This window comes from Neisseria uirgultaei, from assembly GCF_962719845.1.
In the GTDB taxonomy this organism is placed as follows: Bacteria; Pseudomonadota; Gammaproteobacteria; order Burkholderiales; family Neisseriaceae; genus Neisseria; species Neisseria bergeri.
Window position 1 is genome coordinate 1 of record NZ_CAUIYF010000012.1, and the last position, 22,321, is coordinate 22,321.

17 protein-coding genes are annotated in these 22,321 nt (G+C 51.8%); 6 read left to right on the forward strand and 11 right to left on the reverse strand.

The window, feature by feature from the left end:
* The first annotated feature begins 70 nt into the window (after window positions 1-70).
* Both Q9J32_RS07840 and Q9J32_RS07845 read left to right on the forward strand, forming a co-directional pair.
* A complete protein-coding gene (locus tag Q9J32_RS07840) occupies window positions 71-2,155 on the forward strand; it encodes an autotransporter outer membrane beta-barrel domain-containing protein (RefSeq protein ID WP_304667086.1) in 2,085 nt (694 codons plus the stop codon).
* 235 nt (window positions 2,156-2,390) lie between these two features.
* Window positions 2,391-3,857 (forward strand): surface lipoprotein assembly modifier, encoded by a 1,467-nt coding sequence (locus Q9J32_RS07845; RefSeq protein ID WP_439652139.1) that lies wholly within the window; start codon window positions 2,391-2,393, stop codon window positions 3,855-3,857.
* 66 nt (window positions 3,858-3,923) lie between these two features.
* Here the strand turns inward: Q9J32_RS07845 and miaB are convergent, their stop codons facing one another.
* The gene (miaB, locus tag Q9J32_RS07850; protein WP_118792871.1) at window positions 3,924-5,252 is read right to left on the reverse strand and encodes a tRNA (N6-isopentenyl adenosine(37)-C2)-methylthiotransferase MiaB; all 1,329 of its coding nucleotides are present in this window, start codon (window positions 5,250-5,252) and stop codon (window positions 3,924-3,926) included.
* 202 nt (window positions 5,253-5,454) lie between these two features.
* Here miaB and Q9J32_RS07855 point away from each other — a divergent pair, with 202 nt between their 5' ends.
* Complete coding sequence (locus Q9J32_RS07855; protein ID WP_107819726.1) at window positions 5,455-5,868, forward strand: glucosamine-fructose-6-phosphate aminotransferase; 414 nt, start codon at window positions 5,455-5,457, stop codon at window positions 5,866-5,868.
* A 64-nt stretch (window positions 5,869-5,932) separates the two neighbouring features.
* Window positions 5,933-7,216 carry a glutamate-1-semialdehyde 2,1-aminomutase gene (gene hemL / locus Q9J32_RS07860; RefSeq protein WP_301883055.1) on the forward strand — a complete coding sequence of 428 codons (1,284 nt, stop codon included), beginning with the start codon at window positions 5,933-5,935 and terminating at the stop codon, window positions 7,214-7,216.
* 403 nt (window positions 7,217-7,619) lie between these two features.
* Here hemL and orn read toward each other — a convergent pair whose 3' ends face one another.
* The 4 genes from orn to accB all read right to left on the reverse strand — a co-directional run bounded on the left by orn (window position 7,620) and on the right by accB (window position 11,141).
* On the reverse strand, window positions 7,620-8,183 hold the full coding sequence (gene orn / locus Q9J32_RS07865; RefSeq protein ID WP_107819728.1) for an oligoribonuclease: 564 nt from the start codon (window positions 8,181-8,183) through the stop codon (window positions 7,620-7,622).
* Between the two features lie 17 nt (window positions 8,184-8,200).
* Window positions 8,201-9,088, reverse strand: coding sequence for a 50S ribosomal protein L11 methyltransferase (gene prmA, locus Q9J32_RS07870; protein ID WP_107819729.1), 888 nt, complete (start codon window positions 9,086-9,088; stop codon window positions 8,201-8,203).
* A 117-nt stretch (window positions 9,089-9,205) separates the two neighbouring features.
* Complete coding sequence (gene accC / locus Q9J32_RS07875; RefSeq protein WP_301883078.1) at window positions 9,206-10,567, reverse strand: acetyl-CoA carboxylase biotin carboxylase subunit; 1,362 nt, start codon at window positions 10,565-10,567, stop codon at window positions 9,206-9,208.
* A gap of 112 nt (window positions 10,568-10,679) precedes the next feature.
* A complete protein-coding gene (gene accB / locus Q9J32_RS07880; protein WP_003757188.1) occupies window positions 10,680-11,141 on the reverse strand; it encodes an acetyl-CoA carboxylase biotin carboxyl carrier protein in 462 nt (153 codons plus the stop codon).
* Between the two features lie 376 nt (window positions 11,142-11,517).
* Between accB and queA the strand changes: the two genes are divergently transcribed.
* Window positions 11,518-12,558: a tRNA preQ1(34) S-adenosylmethionine ribosyltransferase-isomerase QueA gene (gene queA / locus Q9J32_RS07885; RefSeq protein WP_301883049.1), complete on the forward strand. Its 1,041-nt coding sequence runs from the start codon at window positions 11,518-11,520 to the stop codon at window positions 12,556-12,558.
* 368 nt (window positions 12,559-12,926) lie between these two features.
* Here the strand turns inward: queA and Q9J32_RS07890 are convergent, their stop codons facing one another.
* A complete protein-coding gene (locus Q9J32_RS07890; protein WP_107819733.1) occupies window positions 12,927-13,505 on the reverse strand; it encodes an NAD(P)H-dependent oxidoreductase in 579 nt (192 codons plus the stop codon).
* A gap of 238 nt (window positions 13,506-13,743) precedes the next feature.
* Here Q9J32_RS07890 and crgA point away from each other — a divergent pair, with 238 nt between their 5' ends.
* On the forward strand, window positions 13,744-14,643 hold the full coding sequence (gene crgA / locus Q9J32_RS07895) for a LysR family transcriptional regulator CrgA (RefSeq protein ID WP_301883046.1): 900 nt from the start codon (window positions 13,744-13,746) through the stop codon (window positions 14,641-14,643).
* 223 nt (window positions 14,644-14,866) lie between these two features.
* On the opposite strand, the gene carB is transcribed toward crgA, so the two are convergent.
* The 5 genes from carB to carA all read right to left on the reverse strand — a co-directional run bounded on the left by carB (window position 14,867) and on the right by carA (window position 21,743).
* Window positions 14,867-18,082, reverse strand: a complete 3,216-nt coding sequence (gene carB, locus Q9J32_RS07900; protein ID WP_301883045.1) for a carbamoyl-phosphate synthase large subunit — start codon at window positions 18,080-18,082, stop codon at window positions 14,867-14,869.
* Between the two features lie 32 nt (window positions 18,083-18,114).
* On the reverse strand, window positions 18,115-19,065 hold the full coding sequence (locus tag Q9J32_RS07905) for an adenine-specific methyltransferase EcoRI family protein (RefSeq protein WP_301883042.1): 951 nt from the start codon (window positions 19,063-19,065) through the stop codon (window positions 18,115-18,117).
* Between the two features lie 7 nt (window positions 19,066-19,072).
* Window positions 19,073-19,906, reverse strand: coding sequence for an EcoRI family type II restriction endonuclease (locus Q9J32_RS07910; RefSeq protein WP_107810555.1), 834 nt, complete (start codon window positions 19,904-19,906; stop codon window positions 19,073-19,075).
* Between the two features lie 327 nt (window positions 19,907-20,233).
* The gene (locus Q9J32_RS07915; RefSeq protein WP_300906225.1) at window positions 20,234-20,491 is read right to left on the reverse strand and encodes a SemiSWEET family transporter; all 258 of its coding nucleotides are present in this window, start codon (window positions 20,489-20,491) and stop codon (window positions 20,234-20,236) included.
* Window positions 20,492-20,612: 121 nt separating this feature from the next.
* A complete protein-coding gene (carA, locus tag Q9J32_RS07920) occupies window positions 20,613-21,743 on the reverse strand; it encodes a glutamine-hydrolyzing carbamoyl-phosphate synthase small subunit (RefSeq protein ID WP_107819738.1) in 1,131 nt (376 codons plus the stop codon).
* Between the last annotated feature and the right edge of the window lie 578 nt (window positions 21,744-22,321).

Sequence of the window (22,321 nt, forward strand, 5' to 3'; positions counted from 1 at the left end):
TTCATTGTGGTGTAGTATGATGTAGTATATAATCATTATAATTTTAACACTTGACAAAGGAAAATTTCTCATGACACTGAAAGCAAGCAAGCAAGCAAGCAAGCAAGCAAGCGGTCGGGTTAATCTATTAGCATTATCTGTTTTATCGCTGTTTTGCACGCCATATGCTTGGGGTGCGGATGCGTACGATCCCGTCAAAGAAGCCGAGATTAGTAACCAATTTATCTTGAAGGATGCGGAAAACAGAAATTCCCACGTTTGGCGCGGTCCGTGCAGTGTGTCTTTTGATTGCTTCGGTGCTTTCAGTTATCAGCCCGGTTCAAATACTCGTTCTACAAATATTGGCGATACTGCCGATTTTTCATTTTCAGACAAGCCGGCAAACGGCGTTTCCCATTATTTCTCCAGCGGTAAAACCGATCAAAAATCATCTGAAGCCTTGTATGACGAAATCAATATCAAGGGTAAAAACTACAATAGCGGCATCCTCGCCGTCGATAATATGCCCGTTGTTAAGAAATATATTACAGGGAAGTATGGAACTGATTTGAAGCAGGCGGTTAAGGATCAATTAAAGGATTTATACAAAACAAGACCCGAAGATTGGGAAAAAAATAAAAAAATAGTTGAGGAAACGATAATAAAACAATATGGAATACCTAGAAATAAAATTGATAAATTTAGAAAAGTTATTGATCCAATTATAGAAGAAGCCGTACTTACTCCTCATAGTAATACAACACTGACCAGTCTCGACAACATCTTCAATAAAACACTGCACGTCAAAATCGAAAACAAATCCCACGTCGCCGGACAGGTGTTGGAACTGACCAAGATGACGCTGAAAGATTCCCTTTGGGAACCGCGCCGCCATTCCGACATCCATACGCTGGAAACTTCCGATAATGCCCGCATCCGCCTGAACACGAAAGATGAAAAACTGACCGTCCATAAGGATTATGCGGGCGGCGCGGATTTCCTGTTCGGCTACGACGTGCGGGAGTCGGACGAACCTGCCCTGACCTTTGAGGGCAAAGTCAGCGGAAAATCCAATGTGGTTTTGGAACAAAATCCAAAAAATGTGAAAACACTCGACGGGCGCAAATTGATTGCGGCGGAAAAGGCAGATCCCAATTCGTTTGCGTTTAAACAAAATTACCGGCAGGGGCTGTACGAATTATTGCTCAAGCAATGCGAAGGCGGATTTTGTTTGGGCGTGCAGCGTTTGGCCATCCCCGAGGCGGAAGCGGTTTTATATGCCCAACAGGCTTATGCGGCAAATACTTTGTTTGGGCTGCGTGCCGCCGACAGGGGCGACGACGTGTATGCCGCCGATCCGTCCCGTCAAAAATTGTGGCTGCGCTTCATCGGCGGACGGTCGCATCAAAATATACGGGGCGGCGCGGCTGCGGACGGGCGGCGCAAAGGCGTGCAAATCGGCGGCGAGGTGTTTGTACGGCAAAATGAAGGCAGCCGGCTGGCAATCGGCGTGATGGGCGGCAGGGCCGGCCAGCACGCATCAGCCAACGGCAAAGGCGGTGAGGCAGGCAGTTATTTGCATGGTTATGGCGGGGGTGTTTATGCTGCGTGGCATCAGTTGCGCGATAAACAAACGGGTGCGTATTTGGACGGCTGGTTGCAATACCAACGTTTCAAACACCGCATCAATGATGAAAACCGTGCGGAACGCTACAAAACCAAAGGTTGGACGGCTTCTGTCGAAGGCGGCTACAACGCGCTTGTGGCGGAAGGCGTTGTCGGAAAAGGCAATAATGTGCGGTTTTACCTGCAACCGCAGGCGCAGTTTACCTACTTGGGCGTAAACGGCGGCTTTACCGACAGCGAGGGGACGGCGGTCGGACTGATCGGCAGCGGTCAGTGGCAAAGCCGCGCCGGCATTCGGGCAAAAACCCGTTTTGCTTTGCGTAACGGTGTCAATCTTCAGCCTTTTGCCGCTTTTAATGTTTTGCACAGGTCAAAATCTTTCGGCGTGGAAATGGACGGCGAAAAACAGACGCTGGCAGGCAGGACGGTGCTCGAAGGGCGGTTCGGCATTGAAGCCGGTTGGAAAGGCCATATGTCCGCACGCATCGGATACGGCAAAAGGACGGACGGCGACAAAGAAGCCGCATTGTCGCTCAAATGGCTGTTTTGATGCGTCGGGAAATGTTTTGACGCACAGGCGGCACACCGGCACGGCTCCGCAAACCGACCCGAACCCTGCCGCCCCGAAGGGCGGGGCATAATGATGAAACCGGCGGAAAACCGCCGGTTTTTTGCTGCCGTCTGAAACCTGATTCTGGCTTCAGACGGCATTGTCGCGGCATCGGGCGGCAGGGTTTGGAACAGCGACATAAAAAACTGATACAATCCGCCGGTTGATAATGGTTATTTTTTATTTTTATTTTTGTGGGAAGACATTTATGCCTGCACGAAACAGATGGATGCTGCTGCTGCCTTTATTGGCAAGCGCGGCATATGCCGAAGAAACACCGCGCGAACCGGATTTGAGAAGCCGTCCCGAGTTCAGGCTTCATGAAGAGGAGGTCAAACCGATCGACAGGGAGAAGGTACCGGGGCAGGTGCGGGAAAAAGGAAAAGTTTTGCAGATTGACGGAGAAACCCTGCTGAAAAATCCCGAATTACTGTCGCGCGCGATGTATTCCGCAGTGGTTTCAAACAATATTGCCGGTATCCGCGTTATTTTGCCGATTTACCTACAACAGGCGCAGCAGGATAAGATGTTGGTACTTTATGCACAAGGGCTGCTGGCGCAGGCAGACGGCAGGGTGAAAGAAGCGGTTTCCCATTACCGGGAATTGATTGCCGCCCAACCCGACGCGCCCGCCGTCCGTATGCGTTTGGCGGCGGCATTGTTTGAAGACAGGCAGAACGAGGCGGCGGCAGACCAGTTCGACCGCCTGAAGGCGGAAAACCTGCCGCCGCAGCTTATGGAGCAGGTCGAGCTGTACCGCAAGGCATTGCGCGAACGTGATGCGTGGAAGGTAAACGGCGGTTTCAGCGTTACCCGCGAACACAATATCAACCAAGCCCCGAAACGGCAGCAGTACGGCAAATGGACTTTCCCGAAACAGGTGGACGGCACGGCGGTCAATTACCGGCTCGGCGCGGAGAAAAAATGGTCGCTGAAAAACGGCTGGTACACGACGGCGGGCGGCGACGTGTCCGGCAGGGTTTATCCGGGGAATAAGAAATTCAACGATATGACGGCAGGTGTTTCCGGCGGCATCGGTTTTGCCGACCGGCGCAAAGATGTCGGGTTGGCGGTGTTCCACGAACGCCGCACCTACGGCAACGACGCTTATTCTTACGCCAACGGTGCACGCCTTTATTTCAACCGTTGGCAAACCCCGAAATGGCAAACGCTGTCTTCGGCGGAGTGGGGGCGTTTGAAGAATACGCGCCGGGCGCGTTCCGACAATACCCATTTGCAAATTTCCAATTCGCTGGTGTTTTACCGGAATGCGCGCCAATATTGGACGGGCGGTTTGGATTTTTACCGCGAGCGCAACCCCGCCGACCGTGGCGACAATTTCAACCGTTACGGCCTGCGCTTTGCCTGGGGGCAGGAATGGGGCGGCAGCGGCCTGTCTTCGCTGTTGCGCCTCGGCGCGGCGAAACGGCATTATGAAAAACCCGGCTTTTTCAGCGGTTTTAAAGGGGAAAGGCGCAGGGATAAAGAATTGGACACATCTTTGAGCCTTTGGCACCGGGCATTGCATTTCAAAGGCATCACGCCGCGTCTGACGCTGTCGCACCGCGAAACGTGGAGCAACGATGTGTTTAACGAATACGAGAAAAATCGGGTGTTTGTCGAGTTTAACAAAACGTTCTGATGTTCGCTGCAAGACTGAAAAATGCCGTCTGAAACGCTTCAGACGGCATTTTTTCGTCGTGAGGGTTTAGGCTTCGACAACTTTGCCGCGCAGGGAGAAGGTGTAGGCCTCGGTGATTTCCAAATCGATCATTTGGTTGATCATGTCGGGTGTGCCGGTAAAGTTGACGACGCGGTTGTTGGCGGTACGGGCTTGCAGTTGGTCAGGGTCTTTTTTGGAGATGCCTTCGACCAGGCAGCGTTGAACCGTGCCGACCATGGTTTGGTTGATGCGCGCGGTTTCGGCTTCGATGACTTCGTTCAAAGCTTCGAGGCGGCGCACTTTTTCTTCGTGCGGCGTGTCGTCCGGCAGGTTGGCGGCAGGCGTGCCGGGGCGCGGACTGTAAATAAAGACAAAGCTCAAGTCGAAGGCGATGTCTTTCACCAGTTTCAAGGTTTGCTCGAACTCGCGCTCGGTCTCGCCGGGGAAGCCGACGATGAAATCGCTGCTCAGGCACAAATCAGGGCGGATGGCGCGCAGTTTGCGGATGATGGATTTGTATTCCAAAGCGGTGTAGCCGCGTTTCATCGCGCTCAATACGCGGTCGGAACCACTTTGAATCGGCAGGTGCAGGTGGGAAACCAGTTTGGGCAGGTCGCGGTAGCATTCGATAATCGAGTCGGTAAACTCGCGCGGGTGGCTGGTGGTGAAGCGCATGCGTTCGATTCCGGGGATTTCGTGGACGATACGCAGCAGGGTGGCGAAGTCGCAGATTTCGCCGTTTTCCATTTCGCCGCGATAGGCGTTGACGTTTTGTCCCAAGAGGTTGATTTCTTTCACGCCTTGCTGGGCAAGGTTGGCGATTTCGGTCAGAACGTCGTTGAGCGGGCGGGAAAATTCTTCGCCGCGCGTGTAGGGGACGACGCAGAAGGAGCAGTATTTGGAACAGCCTTCCATAATCGATACAAATGCCGCGCCGCCTTCGACGCGGGCGGGCGGCAGGTGGTCGAATTTTTCGATTTCGGGAAAGGAAATATCGACTTGCGACAGCCCGCTGGTTTCTTTGTCCACAATCATTTTGGGCAGGCGGTGCAGCGTTTGCGGGCCGAAAACCACGTCCACATAAGGCGCGCGTTTGATGATGTTTTCGCCTTCTTGCGAGGCGACGCAGCCGGCAACGCCGATGATGAGGCTGGGTTTTTTTTCTTTGAGCGGACGCACGCGCCCCAAGTCGGAAAATACTTTTTCCTGTGCTTTTTCGCGCACGGAACAGGTGTTGAAGAGGATGATGTCGGCTTCGTCGGCTTGGGTAACCTGTTCGATGCCGCCGTGTTCTTCGGCGAGGACGGCGAGCATTTTGTCGCTGTCGTACTCGTTCATCTGGCAGCCGAAGGTGCGGATAAATACTTTTTTCATGGTTTGTGTCTTTCTCAGGCAGCCGTAATCGCGGGGCTGATGGTTGTTGGAATGAAAAAATTTCAGACGGCATGACGGTGCCGTCTGAAAATCGGTGCGGATTATAGCACGATGTGGGTTTGGGAGGTAGAATATTGTTTTAAAATATAAATTTAATCGGTCGGAGCGACTGTATAATGTTTGGCTTTAATGGGAGGTGTGTATGAAACCGGTTGTATGGGCGGCATTGCTGCTGTGTGCGTGTACCAGCAATTTCGGCGACAGGGAACATCAGTTCCTGCGTTATCAGACGGAAGAGGGAATCGCACAAACGGTTGTTAAAGGCAAAACGACCCGGGCGGAGGTAGAGGCACGTTTCGGGAAGCGCAACCCTTTCGGTTGTTATGCCTATCATGAAGTCAGCCTGCCTATTTATAATTTTTTGCCGACCAATTTTATTTATATGAAATCGGAGCGGCGGCATTGGGAATGGTGTGTGGATTACGACGGGGAGGGAGTTGTCCGGGACTACCGCTTTACACATAAAGTGGAAAAAGACGAGCGTTCCGTCATTCGGGATGCGGTTGGCGTAATCCGCAAAGAAGCGGGCAAATCCTTGTCGCAACCTGAAAAATGATAAAATGGGGGCTTTCTGCTTCCAAGCCCGAAACCTGCCGTTCAGACGGCATTTGAGGATAAATATGAACCGTAACGAAATTTTATTCGACCGCGCCAAGGCGGTCATTCCCGGCGGCGTGAATTCGCCCGTGCGCGCATTCGGCAGCGTCGGCGGCGTGCCGCGCTTCATCAAAAAAGCCGAGGGCGCGTATGTTTGGGACGAAAACGGCACGCGCTACACCGATTATGTCGGCTCGTGGGGGCCTGCGATTGTCGGACACGCGCATCCCGAAGTCGTCGAAGCCGTGCGCGAAGCCGCGTTGGGCGGTTTGTCGTTCGGCGCGCCTACCGAAGGCGAAATCGCCATTGCCGAAGAAATCGCCAAAATCATGCCGTCCGTCGAACGGCTGCGCCTTGTCAGCTCCGGTACGGAAGCAACGATGACCGCCATCCGTCTGGCACGCGGTTTTACCGGCCGCGACAAAATCATCAAGTTTGAAGGCTGCTACCACGGCCATTCCGACAGCCTGTTGGTGAAAGCCGGCAGCGGCCTGCTGACGTTCGGCAACCCGTCTTCCGCCGGTGTGCCTGCCGACTTTACCAAACACACTTTAGTCCTCGAGTACAACAATATCGCCCAACTGGAAGAAGCCTTTGCCCAAAGCGGCGACGAAATCGCCTGCGTGATTGTCGAACCCTTCGTCGGCAATATGAACCTTGTCCGCCCGACCGAAGCCTTTGTCAAAGCCTTGCGCGGATTGACCGAAAAACACGGCGCGGTGTTGATTTACGACGAAGTGATGACCGGCTTCCGCGTCGCGCTCGGCGGCGCGCAATCTTTGCACGGCATCACGCCCGACCTGACCACGATGGGCAAAGTCATCGGCGGCGGTATGCCGCTTGCCGCGTTCGGCGGCCGTAAAGACATTATGGAATGTATTTCCCCGCTGGGCGGCGTGTATCAGGCAGGCACTTTGTCGGGCAACCCGATTGCCGTCGCCGCCGGTTTGAAAACGCTTGAAATCGTCCGCCGCGAAGGGTTTTATGAAAACCTGACGGCGCGTACCGAACAGTTGGTCCAAGGTTTTCAGACGGCAGCGGATGCGGCGGGCATCGAATTCACCGCCGACAGCGTGGGCGGTATGTTCGGTCTGTATTTCGCCGCACACGCGCCGCGAAACTATGCCGATATGGCGCGTTCCAATATTGAAGGTTTCAAACAGTTTTTCCACGGGATGCTCGACCGCGGCATTGCCTTCGGCCCGTCCGCTTATGAAGCAGGTTTCGTTTCCGCCGCGCATACGCCCGAGCTGATTGACGAAACGGTTGCGGTTGCGGTTGAAGTGTTCAAAGCGATGGCTGCATGATGTTTTGACGGACAGGGTTTTTCTGTTCGATTTGTTTGGCAGATTGAAGTATAGTGGATTAACAAAAACCAGTACGGCGTTGCCTCTCCTTAGCTCAAAGAGAACGATTCTCTAAGGTGCTGAAGCACCAAGTGAATCGGTTCCGTACTATTTGTACTGTCTGCGGCTTCGTCGCCTTGTCCTGATTTTTGTTAATCCACTATAAGAATGCACACGCCCGTCATTCCCGCGCAGGCGGGAATCCAGACCTTTCAGTTTCTGTAATGATTGAAAATAACGGCAAGCCCGACCTTCCGGATTCCCGCCTGCGCGGGAATGACGGGCGTGTATATTTTTGATTTCAATCTGCTGTAAAAATGCCGTCTGAAATGCAAACAGCGTTTCAGACGGCATTGTTTGTTTCTTATTGCGCTTCGGCTTTCGGGGCGGAAATCAGAAAGTGTTCGCGGTAGTGGCGCATTTCCCCGATGCTTTCCAAAATGTCGTCCAATGCCTTGTGCGAACCGCGTTTGACCACGCTTTTGGCAACGGGCGGATTCCAGCGTTTGGCGAGTTCTTTCAGCGTGGAAACGTCGAGGTTGCGGTAGTGGAAGTAGTTTTCCAGTTTCGGCATATATTTGACCATAAAACGCCGGTCTTGGTGGATGGAGTTGCCGCACATCGGCGTGGCGCGTCCGGGTATCCATTCCGACATAAAGTCCAGCAGTTTCTGTTCGACTTCGGCTTCGGTATGCCGCGATTCGCGCACGCGCTGCGTCAGCCCCGTCCTGCCGTGTGTGGCGGTGTTCCACTCGTCCATATTGTCGAGCAGCTCATCGCTTTGGTGGATGGCGTAAACTTCGGATTGCGCCAATACATTCAAATCCGAGTCGGTAATAATCATTGCGACTTCGATAATGCGGTCGGTTTCGGGGTTCAGCCCCGTCATTTCCATATCAAGCCAGCAGAGGTTGTTTTTGTCCTGCACGGTGTTTCCTTTCCGTTTCAGCGTTTTACGCCGCTCAAGCGCGCCCAGCCTTCGTCAGTTTCCGCCGGGTCGAGGTCGAACCATTGGCTGTAAATGCCGCTGAGTTCTTCGATTTGTTCGTCCAACAAACCGGATAACACGATGCGGCCGCCCTGTTTGGTGCGGGCGGCAAGCATTTCGCCGAGCATACGCAAAGGGTTGGCGAGGATGTTGGCGACGACGACATCGAATTGTCCGGATGGCAATTGTTCGGGCAAATAAAATTGTGCATCGACGTTGTTTTGCGCGGCGTTGTCCCTGCCGGCGCGGACGGCCTGTCCGTCAATATCCACGCCGACGGCGGAACCTGCACCGAGTTTGAGGGCGGCAATGGTCAGGATGCCCGAACCGCAGCCGTAGTCGAGGACGCTTTCGCCGTTTTTGAGTTGCGTATCCAGCCATTTGAGGCAGAGGCGCGTGGTCGGGTGGCTGCCGGTGCCGAAGGCGAGTCCGGGATCGAGGCGGAGGTTGACGGCGCAGCCTTCGGGTGCTTCGTGCCAGGAGGGGGTAATCCACAGGCGGTCGGAAATTCGGATGGGGTCGAATTGCGATTGCGTGAGGCGCACCCAGTCTTGGTCTTCGATGGTTTCGCCGGTGTATGCCAAGTCTTTTAACCCGCATTCCTGTGCGGCGGCATCGATGATGACGGCGGCTTCGTCGTGTTCGTCGAACAGGGCGATGACTTTGCTTTGCTGCCAGATTTGTTCGGTCGGCATACCGGGTTCGCCAAAGATGGCTTGTTCGTTTTCGGTGCCGGCGTAGGCATCTTCGATGGCGGCGGAGAGTGCGCCGTGTTCCATCAGCGCGTCGGCGAGGCGTTCGGCGACGGCATCGTTGACGTTGACGGTGATTTGTTGGTAGGGCATAACGGGCTTTCTTAACAGACCTTCGGAATAGGGTCGTACTGTATAAGGGGATGGGTGTGTAACGGAAATGCCGTCTGAAAACGGACAAACTGTTTCAGACGGCATATCGGGGACGGCTTATTTGTCCTGTTTGGCTTTGCGATCTTCCAGCCAGTGTTCCAAATAGTGGATGCTGACGCCGCCTTTTTGGAAACCTGGGTCGTTGAACAAGTCGCGGTGCAGCGGCGTATTGGTTTTGATGCCGGTAATCGCCAGTTCGGCAAGGGCTACGCGCATTTTAGCCATGGCTTGGTCGCGGTCTTTACCGACGACGCAGACTTTGCCGATCAGGCTGTCGTAGTATGGCGGGATACGGTAGCCTTGGTAGATGTGGCTGTCGACGCGGATACCGAAGCCGCCGGGCAGATGGCAGCTTTCAATCAGACCCGGGCTTGGGATGAAGTTGTACGGATCTTCGGCGTTGATACGGCACTCAAACGCGTGGCCTTCGACTTGAATATCCTTTTGTTTGTATTGCAACGGCAGGCCGGCCGCAATGCGCAATTGCTCTTGTACGATGTCCACGCCGGTGATGAGCTCAGTAACCGGATGCTCAACCTGAACGCGTGTGTTCATCTCGATAAAGAAAAATTCGCCGTCTTCGTATAAAAACTCAAACGTGCCCGCGCCCCGGTAGCCGATGCGTTTGCACGCGTCGGCACAGGCTTTGCCGATTTTTTTGCGTGCCTCTTCATCGATGAACGGGGCGGGTGCCTCCTCGATGACCTTCTGGTGGCGGCGTTGCAGAGAACAGTCGCGCTCGGCAAGGTAGACGGCGTTGCCGTGTTCGTCGGCAATCACTTGGATTTCGACGTGGCGCGGACGTTGCAGGTAGCGTTCCATATAAACCATTGGGTTGCCGAATGCCGCGCCCGCTTCGGCTTTGGTCATTTCGACAGACTGGAGGAGGTCTTCTTTTTTCTCGACCACGCGCATACCGCGTCCGCCGCCGCCGCCCGATGCTTTGATAATCACGGGATAACCGACTTTGTCGGCGATTTTGAGGATTTCGGCATCATCGTCGGGCAATGCGCCGTCAGAACCGGGGACGCAGGGCACGCCTGCCGCTATCATCGCGTGTTTGGCGGAGACTTTGTCGCCCATCAGGCGGATGGTGTCGGGTTTCGGGCCGATGAAGGTAAAGCCGGACTGTTCGACCTGTTCGGCGAAATCGGCGTTTTCGGCAAGGAAGCCGTAGCCCGGGTGGATGGCATCCGCGCAGGTTACTTCGGCGGCGGCAATGATGGCGGGAATGTTCAGATAACTTTGTGCGGAGGCGGCAGGGCCGATGCACACGGATTCGTCGGCGAGTTTGACGTGCAGGCTGTCTTTGTCGGCTTCGGAATGCACGGCGACGGTGGCAATGCCCATTTCGCGGCAGGCACGGAGTACGCGCAAGGCGATTTCGCCCCGGTTGGCGATTAAAACTTTTTTCAGCATGATGACCTTTCCTGCGGTTCCGGCAACCCGTCCGTAAATAAAGGGTGCGGGAACGCTGAAGGGGGAAAGCATTTCAGACGGCATAGGAAGTTTATGCCGTCTGAAAACAGGATTATTCGATAATGAAGAGCGGTTCGCCAAACTCCACAGGCGTACCGTTTTCCACCAAAATCTCTTTAACCGTACCGGATTTCTCGGCTTCGATTTCGTTCATCAACTTCATCGCTTCGATGATACACAACGTATCGCCGGCTTTGACTTGCTGGCCGACTTCGACGAAGGCGGCGGCATTCGGGCCGGGCGCGCGGTAGAACGTACCGACCATGGGCGATTTTTGCGCGTTGGACAGGTCGCGGGCGGCTGGGGCTGCGGGAGCGGGTGCTGCTGCGGCAGCAGGAGCGGCGGCGGGTGCAGGGGCAGGCACCGCTACTTGGGCGGGTGCTGCATAAACGGGAGCCGGAGCGGCGGTGGCGCGGGTGATGCGGACTTTTTCCTCGCCTTCGGTCACTTCGATTTCGGCGATACCTGATTCTTCTACTAAATCAATCAGTTTTTTTAACTTGCGCAAATCCATTTTCGTTCCTTTACGATACGGCCAAAATGTCGTGAAGCGGCCGTGTTTGTTGCGTGATATTTCAGAAAACAACCGGCCTGCGGCAACGGCGCAAGCCGGACGGTATTGGGTTGCATAAAGGGCATTCTCAGGAGCAGAAACTCCGTAAATGAATTTGACTATTTTCCCGAACTTGCCGACAAATGTCTAGCAAAATCTCGAAAAAAGGCGGTTTTTGAACAAAACGGGCAAATTCGGAGATTTCGCCCGAATGCGTATTTTTTCAATGAGTGTTTATTCTAATTTGTTGGTTTATGAAGGGAAAAGGTCGTCTGAAAAAAGCCAAAGTGCGTATAATGACCGCCTGACAAAATTTGTAAGCATCAAAATTAAGATTATGGACATTTCCGATTTCGATTTTACCCTGCCCGACCGATTAATTGCCCAGCATCCGCCCGAAGTGCGCGGCAGCAGCCGTCTTTTGGTCGCACTGCCCGATATGCCGCTGCAAGACCGCGTGTTCGGCGATTTGCCTGATTATATTGAGGCGGGCGACGTTTTAGTGTTCAACAACACCAAAGTCATGAAAGCGCGGCTGTTCGGACAAAAAGAAAGCGGCGGCAAAATCGAGGCATTGATAGAGCGCGTTTTGGACAACCACACCGCGCTGGCGCACATCCGTTCGTCCAAATCGCCCAAACCCGGCACGAAGCTGATTTTTGAAGGCGATATTTGTGCCGTCATGGTTGAGCGTGCGGACGAACTGTTCTGCCTGCGCTTTGAAGGCGGGCAAACCGTTTACGAGCTTCTGGAGCAAAACGGCCATTTGCCGCTGCCGCCCTATATCGAACGCGCTGCCGGCGCAGATGACGACACGCGCTATCAAACCGTCTATGCCAAACATCAGGGCGCGGTCGCGGCGCCGACGGCAGGTTTGCATTTTACGGACGAGCTTTTAGGTCGTCTGAAAGCCAAAGGCGTGGAAACGGCGGAAGTCACCCTGCACGTCGGCGCGGGAACGTTTCAGCCCGTGCGCGTCGATAAAATCGAAGAACACAAAATGCACAGCGAATGGTTTGAAGTGCCGTCTGAAACCGCCGCCGCCGTTGAGGCGGCAAAAGCACGGGGGAACAAAGTCTGGGCGGTCGGCACGACTTCCATGCGCGCCCTCGAGTCTGCCGCGCTCGAGACAGGCCGTCTGAAAGTGGGGCAGGGCGATACCGATATTTTCATCACGCCGGGCTACCGTTTTAATGTTGCCGACAGGTTGGTTACCAATTTCCATCTGCCGAAATCGACGCTGCTGATGCTTGTCAGCGCGTTTTCGGGTATGGGGCATATCCGCGCCGTATATCGTCATGCGGTCGAACGCGAATACCGTTTCTTCAGCTACGGCGATGCGATGGTTTTGGGGCGGAACGAAGGGGTGGTACGTTAGAACAGCCCCAAGTCTATTGGGGGGAGACAAGTGCCGTCTGAACGGATGTTCGGACGGCATTCTTTTGTTGATTTGAATGAAAGGAACTGTATGACATAGATTCAGGCGCGAGAGGCGAGAAACTCAGTCATTGTTGATGACGCGCAATACATTAAAATTCATTCCGTTTTGGTCGTATAAGCATATTACATACGCCATTTTTTGTATTCAAGGCTGACTGAAAACAGTGAGCAAGAATATCTAACCCAACGAAAAGCTGAAAAAGCAACAAAAAATAATCTGCACCTTAGTCGGTTGGTTAGTCCAACCTTAGTGGTGCAGACCATTCAATCTTTCAGACGGCCTTTGTTTGTTTATCAGACAAATTTTTAGCCGAACAATTTTTCCAAGTGTGCCTGATAGTCTGCCAAGTATTTTTCCACTTGCGGGTTTTTAATCACATCGTTACACAAGAATGTCGGCAGGCGGGTCAAGCCGATGAACTCGTTGGCTTTGTGGAAGTGCATATACAAAACATCAACGCCTTTGCCTTCAAAGAAATCGCCTTCGCGGGTAAAGGCTTCAATCGGCGCATTCCAAGTCAGTGAAAGCATATGTTTTTTGCCTTGCAACAAGCCGCCTGTGCCGTAGCCCTCAGTCGGATTGGCGCGGTGTCTGCCGTCGCTTTGGTAGAGTTTGCCGTGTCCGCCGGTAAATACTTCGTCCATATATTTTTTCACTGTCCAAGGCTCGTGCATCCACCAGCCCGGCATCTGCCAAATCACGGCATCCATCCAAACGAATTTTTCGATTTCTGCCTCAACATCATAGCCGGCATCAATCACGGTTTCTTGAACATTGTGTCCGAGCGCGGTCAAAACTTCTTTCGCTTTTTTGTGAAGCGTGTGGTTTAACCCGCCGTGAGAATGTCCGAACGCTTTGCCGCCGTCTAATAATAAAATATTCATTTGTTACCTCGTTTGTGAATTGATGAATGTATTGTACTGTTTTACTTTATGATTTAAAAGTACAAAAATAAGAAAACACTTTTTCGTCAAATGGAATAATCAGATGTTCCAACACACAGGATGACACATAAAGCACCGCCCTGTGTGCCGTCCTGATTCGGAAGGGGTTACGCCCCTCCCGAATAAAGTCTGATCCTGTCGCCCTAAAGGGCGGGGTTTCAACCGAAAAGGAAACACGATGAAAACCAATTCAGAAGAACTGACCGTATTTGTTCAAGTGGTGGAAAGCGGCAGCTTCAGCCGTGCGGCGGAGCAGTTGGCGATGGCAAATTCTGCCGTAAGCCGCATCGTCAAACGGCTGGAGGAAAAGTTGGGCGTGAACCTGCTCAACCGCACCACGCGGCAACTCAGTCTGACGGAAGAAGGCGCGCAATATTTCCGCCGCGCGCAGAGAATCCTGCAAGAAATGGCAGCGGCGGAAACCGAAATGCTGGCCGTGCACGAAATACCGCAAGGCGTGTTGCGCGTGGATTCCGCGATGCCGATGGTGCTGCATCTGCTGGCGCCGCTGGCAGCAAAATTCAACGAACGCTATCCACATATCCGACTTTCGCTCGTTTCTTCCGAAGGCTATATCAATCTGATTGAACGCAAAGTCGATATTGCCTTACGTGCCGGAGAATTGGACGATTCCGGGCTGCGTGCACGCCATCTGTTTGACAGCCGCTTCCGCGTAGTCGCCAGTCCTGAATACCTGGCAAAACACGGCACGCCACAATCTGTAGAAGAGTTTGCCGGCCATCAATGTTTAGGCTTCACCGAACCCAGTTCTCTAAATACATGGGCGGTTTTGGATGAGCAGGGAAATCCCTATAAAATTTCCCCGCACTTTACTGCCAGCAGCGGTGAAATCTTACGCTCGTTGTGCTTTTCAGGTTGCGGTATTGCTTGCTTATCGGATTTTCTGGTTGACAACGACATCGCTGAAGGAAAGTTAATTCCCCTGCTCGCCGAACAAACCTCCAATAAAACGCACCCCTTCAATGCTGTTTATTACAGCGATAAAGCCGTCAACCTCCGCTTACGCATATTTTTGGATTTTTTGGCGGAGGAACTGGGAAACAATCTCTGTGGATAATTCTATAAAAATCCGTCATAAAACTGTTTTTGCTCACTTAATAACTTTGAGAAAAAATAAATAAGATGATGTATAGCCGGCGGCAATGGCAGTCTATATGGGGAGCGTGATAGGGCTGTTCCTTATGTACGGCTTGTGTGTGGCAACATCGGCTTTCCGAATGACAAAATGCCGTCTGACACCGTAAAGGTTTCAGACGGCATTGTTCAACCTGATTCAGGCATCAGTTGCGGTTTTTCAAACGCCCGTGCAACTCTTGAACGCTGTACACGCCCAGATGGTCGCGGCTTTTCGCGCCTTCGCTCATCGCTTCTCCGCCGGCGGTGGTGGTGTATTGCGGCACGCGTTGCTGCAATGCGCTTTGGCGGATGATGTGGCTGTCGGACACGGATTGCGGATCGCTGGAAACGGTATTCACGACCAGTGCGATTTCACCGTTTTTCAGTGCGTCGCCGATGTGCGGGCGACCTTCGGGGACTTTATTGATGGTCTGCACAATCAGCCCGTGTTCGGTCAGGTATTGCGCCGTGCCGCGCGTGGCGCAGATGCCGTAGCCTAAGGCTTGGAAGTTTTTGGCGGTTTTGATGACGCGTTCTTTGTCTTCTTCGCGCACGGAGAGGAAGATTTTGCCGGTCGGGTTGAGGCGTTCGCCCGCGCCGAGTTGGGCTTTGTAGTAGGCTTCGCCGAAGCTTGCGCCCACGCCCATGACTTCGCCGGTAGAACGCATTTCCGGACCCAAAATCGTATCCACACCCGGGAATTTAATGAATGGGAACACGGCTTCTTTGACGGCATAGAAATCGGGAACGACTTCTTTTTCCACGCCTTGTTCTTTCAGGGAAATGCCTGCCATGCAGCGTGCGCCGACTTTGGCGAGCGGCACGCCTGTGGCTTTGGAGACGAAGGGGACGGTACGGCTGGCGCGCGGGTTCACTTCCAACACGAACACCACGCCGTCCTGCACGGCAAACTGTACGTTCATCAGGCCGACCACGCCCAGTGCGTAGGCCATGGCTTTGGTTTGGCGGCGGATTTCGTCTTGGATTTCTTCGCTGAGCGAGTAGGGCGGCAGCGAGCAGCCGGAGTCGCCCGAGTGGATGCCCGCCTGTTCGACGTGCTGCATAATGCCGCCGATAACCACGTCTTTGCCGTCTGAAACGCAGTCCACATCGACTTCAATCGCGTTGTTCAGGAAGAAGTCGAGCAGCACGGGGCTGTCTTCGGATACCTGCACGGCTTCGCGCATGTATTTTTGCAAGGCTTCGGAGGAGTGGACAATCTGCATCGCGCGTCCGCCCAAAACATAAGACGGGCGCACGACCAGCGGATAGCCGATTTCTTCGGCTTTGACGAGCGCTTCTTCTTCGTTGTGGGCGATGCGGTTGGGCGGTTGGCGCAGACCTAAGTCGTTCAACACTTTTTGGAAGCGTTCGCGGTCTTCGGCGGCATCGATACTGTCGGCGGATGTGCCGATGATGTTTACGCCGTTTTCAACCAGTGCGTTGGCGAGTTTGAGTGGGGTTTGACCGCCGTAATGCACAATCACGCCCCACGGGTTTTCGGTGCGGACGATTTCCAACACGTCTTCCAACGTCAGCGGCTCGAAATACAGGCGGTCGCTGGTGTCGAAGTCGGTAGATACGGTTTCGGGGTTGCAGTTGACCATGATGGTTTCAAAGCCCGATTCGCGCAGGGCGAGCGCGGCGTGAACGCAGCAGTAGTCAAACTCGATACCTTGTCCGATACGGTTCGGGCCGCCGCCGAGAATCATCACTTTTTTACGGTCGGAAGGACGCGCTTCGCATTCTTCTTCGTAAGTGGAATAGAGGTAGGCGGTTTCGGTGGCAAACTCGGCTGCACAAGTATCAACGCGTTTATAGACGGGATGCAGGTTCAGCGCGTAGCGGTGTTCGCGCACTTCTTTTTCTTTTACGCCCAAAAGCTGCGCGATGCGTTTGTCGGAGAAGCCTTTGCGTTTCAGACGGCGTAAGGCGGCGGAATCCAAATCACTCAAAATGCCGTCTGAAACAGATTTTTCTTCTTTCACCAAGTCTTCGATTTGCGCCAGGAACCAAGGGTCGATGGCGCAGATTTCGTGGATTTCTTCCAGCGTGAAGCCTGCGCGGAACGCATCGGCTACAAATAGCATACGTTCGGGGCCTGGGTTCGCCAGTTCGCGGCGGATTTCCGCTTTGTCGGAGCTTCTCGGATTGAAGCCGCACAAGCCGGTTTCCAAGCCGCGCAAGGCTTTTTGGAAGCTTTCCTGAATCGTGCGGCCCATCGCCATCACTTCACCCACCGATTTCATCTGCGTGGTCAGGCGGTCGTCTGCGGCGGGGAATTTTTCAAACGCGAAACGCGGGATTTTGGTTACGACATAGTCGATGGACGGCTCGAACGACGCGGGGGTTTTGCCCCCGGTGATGTCGTTGCGCAACTCGTCCAGCGTAAAGCCGACCGCCAGCTTCGCTGCCACCTTCGCAATCGGGAAGCCCGTTGCTTTGGAAGCCAGCGCGGACGAACGGCTCACGCGCGGGTTCATCTCAATGACAATCATCTCGCCGTTTTCAGGGTTTACCGCAAACTGCACGTTCGAGCCGCCCGTGTCCACGCCGATTTCGCGCAACACTGCCAACGAAGCATTACGCATGATTTGGTATTCTTTGTCCGTCAGCGTTTGCGCCGGCGCAACCGTAATCGAGTCGCCCGTATGCACGCCCATCGGGTCGAAGTTTTCAATCGAACAAATGATGATACAGTTGTCGTTCTTATCGCGCACCACTTCCATCTCGTACTCTTTCCAGCCGAGGACGGACTGCTCAATCAGCAGTTCATGCGTGGGCGACGCATCGAAACCGCGTTCGCAAATCGCCAAAAACTCGTCTTTATTGTAGGCAATGCCGCCGCCTGAACCGCCCATCGTGAAAGACGGACGAATCAGCGTCGGGAAGCCGACCTGTTCTTGCGCTGCCAAAGCTTCGTTCATCGTGTGGCAGACAAAAGATTTCGGGCAGGACAAACCGATTTTTTCCATCGCTTCTTTAAAGCGGCCACGGTCTTCCGCCTTATCGATCGCGTCTTCCGTCGCGCCGATTAATTCGACATTGTATTTCGCCAACACGCCGTTGCGCGCCAAATCCAGCGCACAGTTCAGCGCGGTCTGACCGCCCATCGTGGGCAGGATCGCGTCAGGACGCTCTTTGGCGATAATCTTCTCCACCGTCTGCCACATAATCGGCTCGATGTAGGTAACATCCGCCATTTCAGGGTCAGTCATAATCGTGGCGGGGTTGGAATTCACCAGAATGACTTTATAGCCTTCTTCACGCAAAGCCTTACAGGCCTGTGCGCCCGAATAGTCAAATTCGCAGGCCTGACCGATAACGATAGGGCCGGCGCCGATGATAAGGATGGATTTTAGGTCGGTACGTTTGGGCATGGGTGGGTCTTTCTTTCATGAAGTTTTGGGAATCAAAATTTTTTTTTGATTAAAATTCTGAAATATGGATTTTTTCCATTTATAGATAAATCTTTTCCGTCACTACCTTTCCTAAACTGAATAATTTCAAATTGTTCAGGATTAAACTTGTGTAAGAACGTAATGGGAACTCCCATAATCCCATTATAATCAATAGGTATATCTTTTGTCTTATTTACATTAATTGCATCGTAATTATCATACCTAGGATAATTTCCTTCATTTCCATAGTATTTCTTAGTCAGCGGTATATTCTCATGTCGTTTTGAATTATCTAGATTTGTTAACCATAGGCAATTATTTGGAGAAATAATTCTTTCTCCATTTTCATTAATTTTAGTCTCTGTTCCATAAAGTTCATAATGCTTTGGTACAATAAAACCTGAAATTCCTCTACCTAGGTTTATACCTAACCAAGCTTGATTATTCTGTATTAATTTGAATATTTCTTTATATGTAATACAATTGATATTTCCAATCACAAGAAATTTTTTCTCATACTTTATTATTTGGTCAATATATTCTCTAAATAGTGAAAATGGTGGATTTGTTACGACAATATCAGCTTTTTTCAACAGTTCAATATTCTCAATATTTCTAAAATCACCATCTCCCTTGAAAAACATAATATCATCAGTTTTTATTTCACTGCCTTCATTTCCTGTATATTCATACCAGAAACCTTGTTCGTTGTTTCCTATATACTCTTTCTTGTAGGATGAGCAAATTAATTTCTTAATCCCTAATTTCTTGAAATTCAATGAGAAATATCTAAAGAAGTTACTAAATCTTATGTCATCGCAATTACAAAATACAATTTTGTCTTTAAAATGATGCTTATAATGGATCAGTTCGTTTTCTATATCTATCAACTGTGTATAAAATTCATCGTTTCTATTTATTTTTGCATTTTTTAAAAATGTACGATCTACGTTTCGAGTCATAGTAATTCTATTTTTTAGTTAGTTGTTTAAATAAATCACTTCCTAACACTTGAAGTGAGGTGTCGGCTACACCATACATAATATTAAACATTTCTGTTTTATTCCAAGCAATGCCTTGCCCTTGTGTATAAATTGATGTTGCTTGCAACATAATTGTTTTATCTCCATGCCTCAGAAATTTATTCTTACATAAGTTGGTATTAATGCTCATTCCATAGTTGGCGGCTGTTAATCTATCTAATCTATTCAATAATCCTGAATTATATTCAAGCTTTACTATTCTCCCGTCAGGTCTGGCAACCTCAATTGTCTCAGTCAGAAAATTGGAACCCTCTAAGAATAAAATATATGGGAAATAGGATTCTTTTAGCATTAGATTTGCAATCTCAGAAATGTTCTTATGAGACCGTTCAATAGCATTTCCAGCAGCCATTAAATCCTGATTATTCTGTGCGCCAACTAAAATTCCTTTTTTGATGTTCTCAATATCTTTTCCTTGATGTTTAGCCTCTGTAACTAGAATAATTCTCCAGTTATCAGAATCATCTTTAACTTCAATAATTCCTCCGTCAGGCTTGATACTAGAATTTTCAACAAAGAGGGTTTGCCCTAGTTCAGGATCAAGTTCTTTTAATGACTGATTAATTTCTTCTTTTGTTACTGTTGTTCTATATCTAAATAATAATTTCGGGTAGTCAGTCTCTAATTGCTTTTGTACAAGTCTTGCAATTTCTCCAACTGTTTTATCATGGATTTTTGCTTCATCTCCAAATATCCCAATAACTCCCTGTGATGATTTATGCTGATTGGTTAATCGAGAAGATTGATTCTTTTTAGACATGAAATAAACACCTTTAAAAAATCTGCACCTATAATTAAAAAATGAACTGTTATGCTAATTTAGCAAGCCGTAGCCCGCATGTAGGGTGTGTGCGGAACGCACGCACGTGTTCCCCATTTTCCCTGCAACCCCAACCCGCCGCGTGCGTGCCTTGCGGCACACCCTACCACTTGGGTTTAAAGGTCGTCTGAAAAAATGCTCGCGACGTTTGTTCTATCTGCCTTGCGATAAAGGCTACCTGAAAAATTCCTGCTGTTGATATTTTGGTGACTCTTTTTCAGACGACTTTTTGCGTTTTTATTTTGCACAGGCCGTCTGAAAACTTCCTTAAAAACTGGTAATAAACGTAATCAGACCCAAAATGATGCCGGGGATGTTTGCCAGTATGACGGGGTAGTCGCGTTTTTCTTTCAAAAAGCCGTAGGCAACCCATAATGTGCAGTTGATGGCGGCGACGAAGGGTTGCAGCGGCGAGCCGTGGTTGCCTGCGAGGTTATTTTGGATTTGCGGGATGTAGGAAACGTACATACCCACGGCGGTCAGGGTGGCGGCGGCGGAAAGGATGCGCATTTGTTTTTCAGTCAAAATAGTCCTTTCTGATTTTGGGGCGGCAAACGGTGTCGGGATGCCGTCCGTATGCCTTGTATCGGAATCTGTCTGCGTTTTCAGACGGCATACTTTTCGGATGCCGTCTGAAACAGCCGGCTTATTGTTTTGCAGCCTCCATATTGCCAATGAATTTGTCGAACAGGTAACCGACATCTTGCGGGCCGGGGCTGGCTTCGGGGTGTCCTTGGAAGCAGAACACGGGTTTGTCGGTCAGTTCGATGCCTTGCAAGGTGTTGTCAAACAAGGACTTGTGGGTAATGCGCGCGTTGGCGGGCAGGGTGTCGGCATCGACGGCGAAACCGTGGTTTTGGCTGGTGATGACGACTTTGCCGCTGTCCAAGTCTTGTACGGGGTGGTTCGCGCCGTGATGGCTGAAGCGCATTTTCAGGGTTTTCGCGCCGATGGCGAGGCTGATGAGCTGGTGTCCCAAGCAGATGCCGAAAATCGGTTTGCCGCTTTCCATCAGTTTTTGTACGGCTTTGATGGCGTAGTCGCAAGGTTCGGGGTCGCCGGGGCCGTTGGACAGGAATACGCCGTCGGGATTGAGTGCCAACACGTCTTCCGCACTGGTTTGTGCGGGGACGACGGTCAGGCGGCAGCCGCGCGAGGCGAGCATACGCAGGATGTTGGTTTTCACGCCGAAATCGTAGGCGACGACGTGGTAAGGCTGTTCGTCAGGGGTAACGAAACCTTTGCCCAATTCCCATTCGCCTTCCGTCCATTCGTAAGTTTCCGTGCAGGAAACTTCTTTTGCCAAGTCTTTGCCGACCATGCTGCCGAACGCGGCGATGAGTTCTTGTGCTTTTTCAACCGTAGCGTCCGCACCTGTCAGAATCGCGCCGCCTTGTGCGCCTTTTTCGCGCAACAGCGTGGTCAGGCGGCGGGTATCGATGTCGGCGATGGCAACGGTTTTGTTGCGTACCAGATAGTCGTGCAGGCTTTCGGAGGCGCGGAAGTTGCTGTGCAAGAGCGGCAGGTCGCGGATAATCAGGCCGGCGGCGTAAACGCTGCGGCTTTCTTCATCTTCGGCGTTGGTGCCGGTATTACCGATGTGGGGGTAGGTGAGGGTAACGATTTGTTTGCAGTAGGACGGGTCGGTCAGGATTTCCTGATAGCCGGTCATCGAAGTATTGAACACGACTTCGCCGGAAGTCGAACCTTCGTAACCGATTGATGTGCCGTGAAATACGCTGCCGTCAGCGAGGACGAGGAGGGCGGGGGTGCTCATGAGTGGGAATCCTGTTTTTAATAAAATTCTTGACAATGCCGTCTGAAGGGACTTCGGCAGGGTCATCCGGTCGGAAAAATCCGGTCAAAAAAAAACACGCCGCGCAAGAAAGGCGCGTAACGTGCTTTTCGGGCAAGTGCCTATACCCTGAAAGCAGCATATTTTAAGACGAAACATACCCGATTTCAAGCGCAAACGCGTCCGGCGGGCCTGTATGTTCGCGCGAAAACGGAAATCCGCGGCGTAAAACCGCCCGCCCCGCGCCCACTATGCCCGTTACGCATTTCCCCACGTCCGCCCGGCGAAACTATGGGAATACCCAAACCGTCAGGAATACCCGAACCGTCAGGAATACCAAATCGTTAGAAATACCCGAACCGTCAGAAATATCCGAACCGTCATTCCCGCGCAGGCGGGAATCCAGACCCGTCGGTGCAGAAACTTATCGGGTAAAACTGAAGGTTTCTCCAGTCCTGAGTCCTAGATTCCCACTTTCGTGGGAATGACGGGATGTAGGTTTCCTTAACCCTGCATTCTAGATTCCCGCCTGCGCGGGAATGACGGCGCATAAGTTTTTG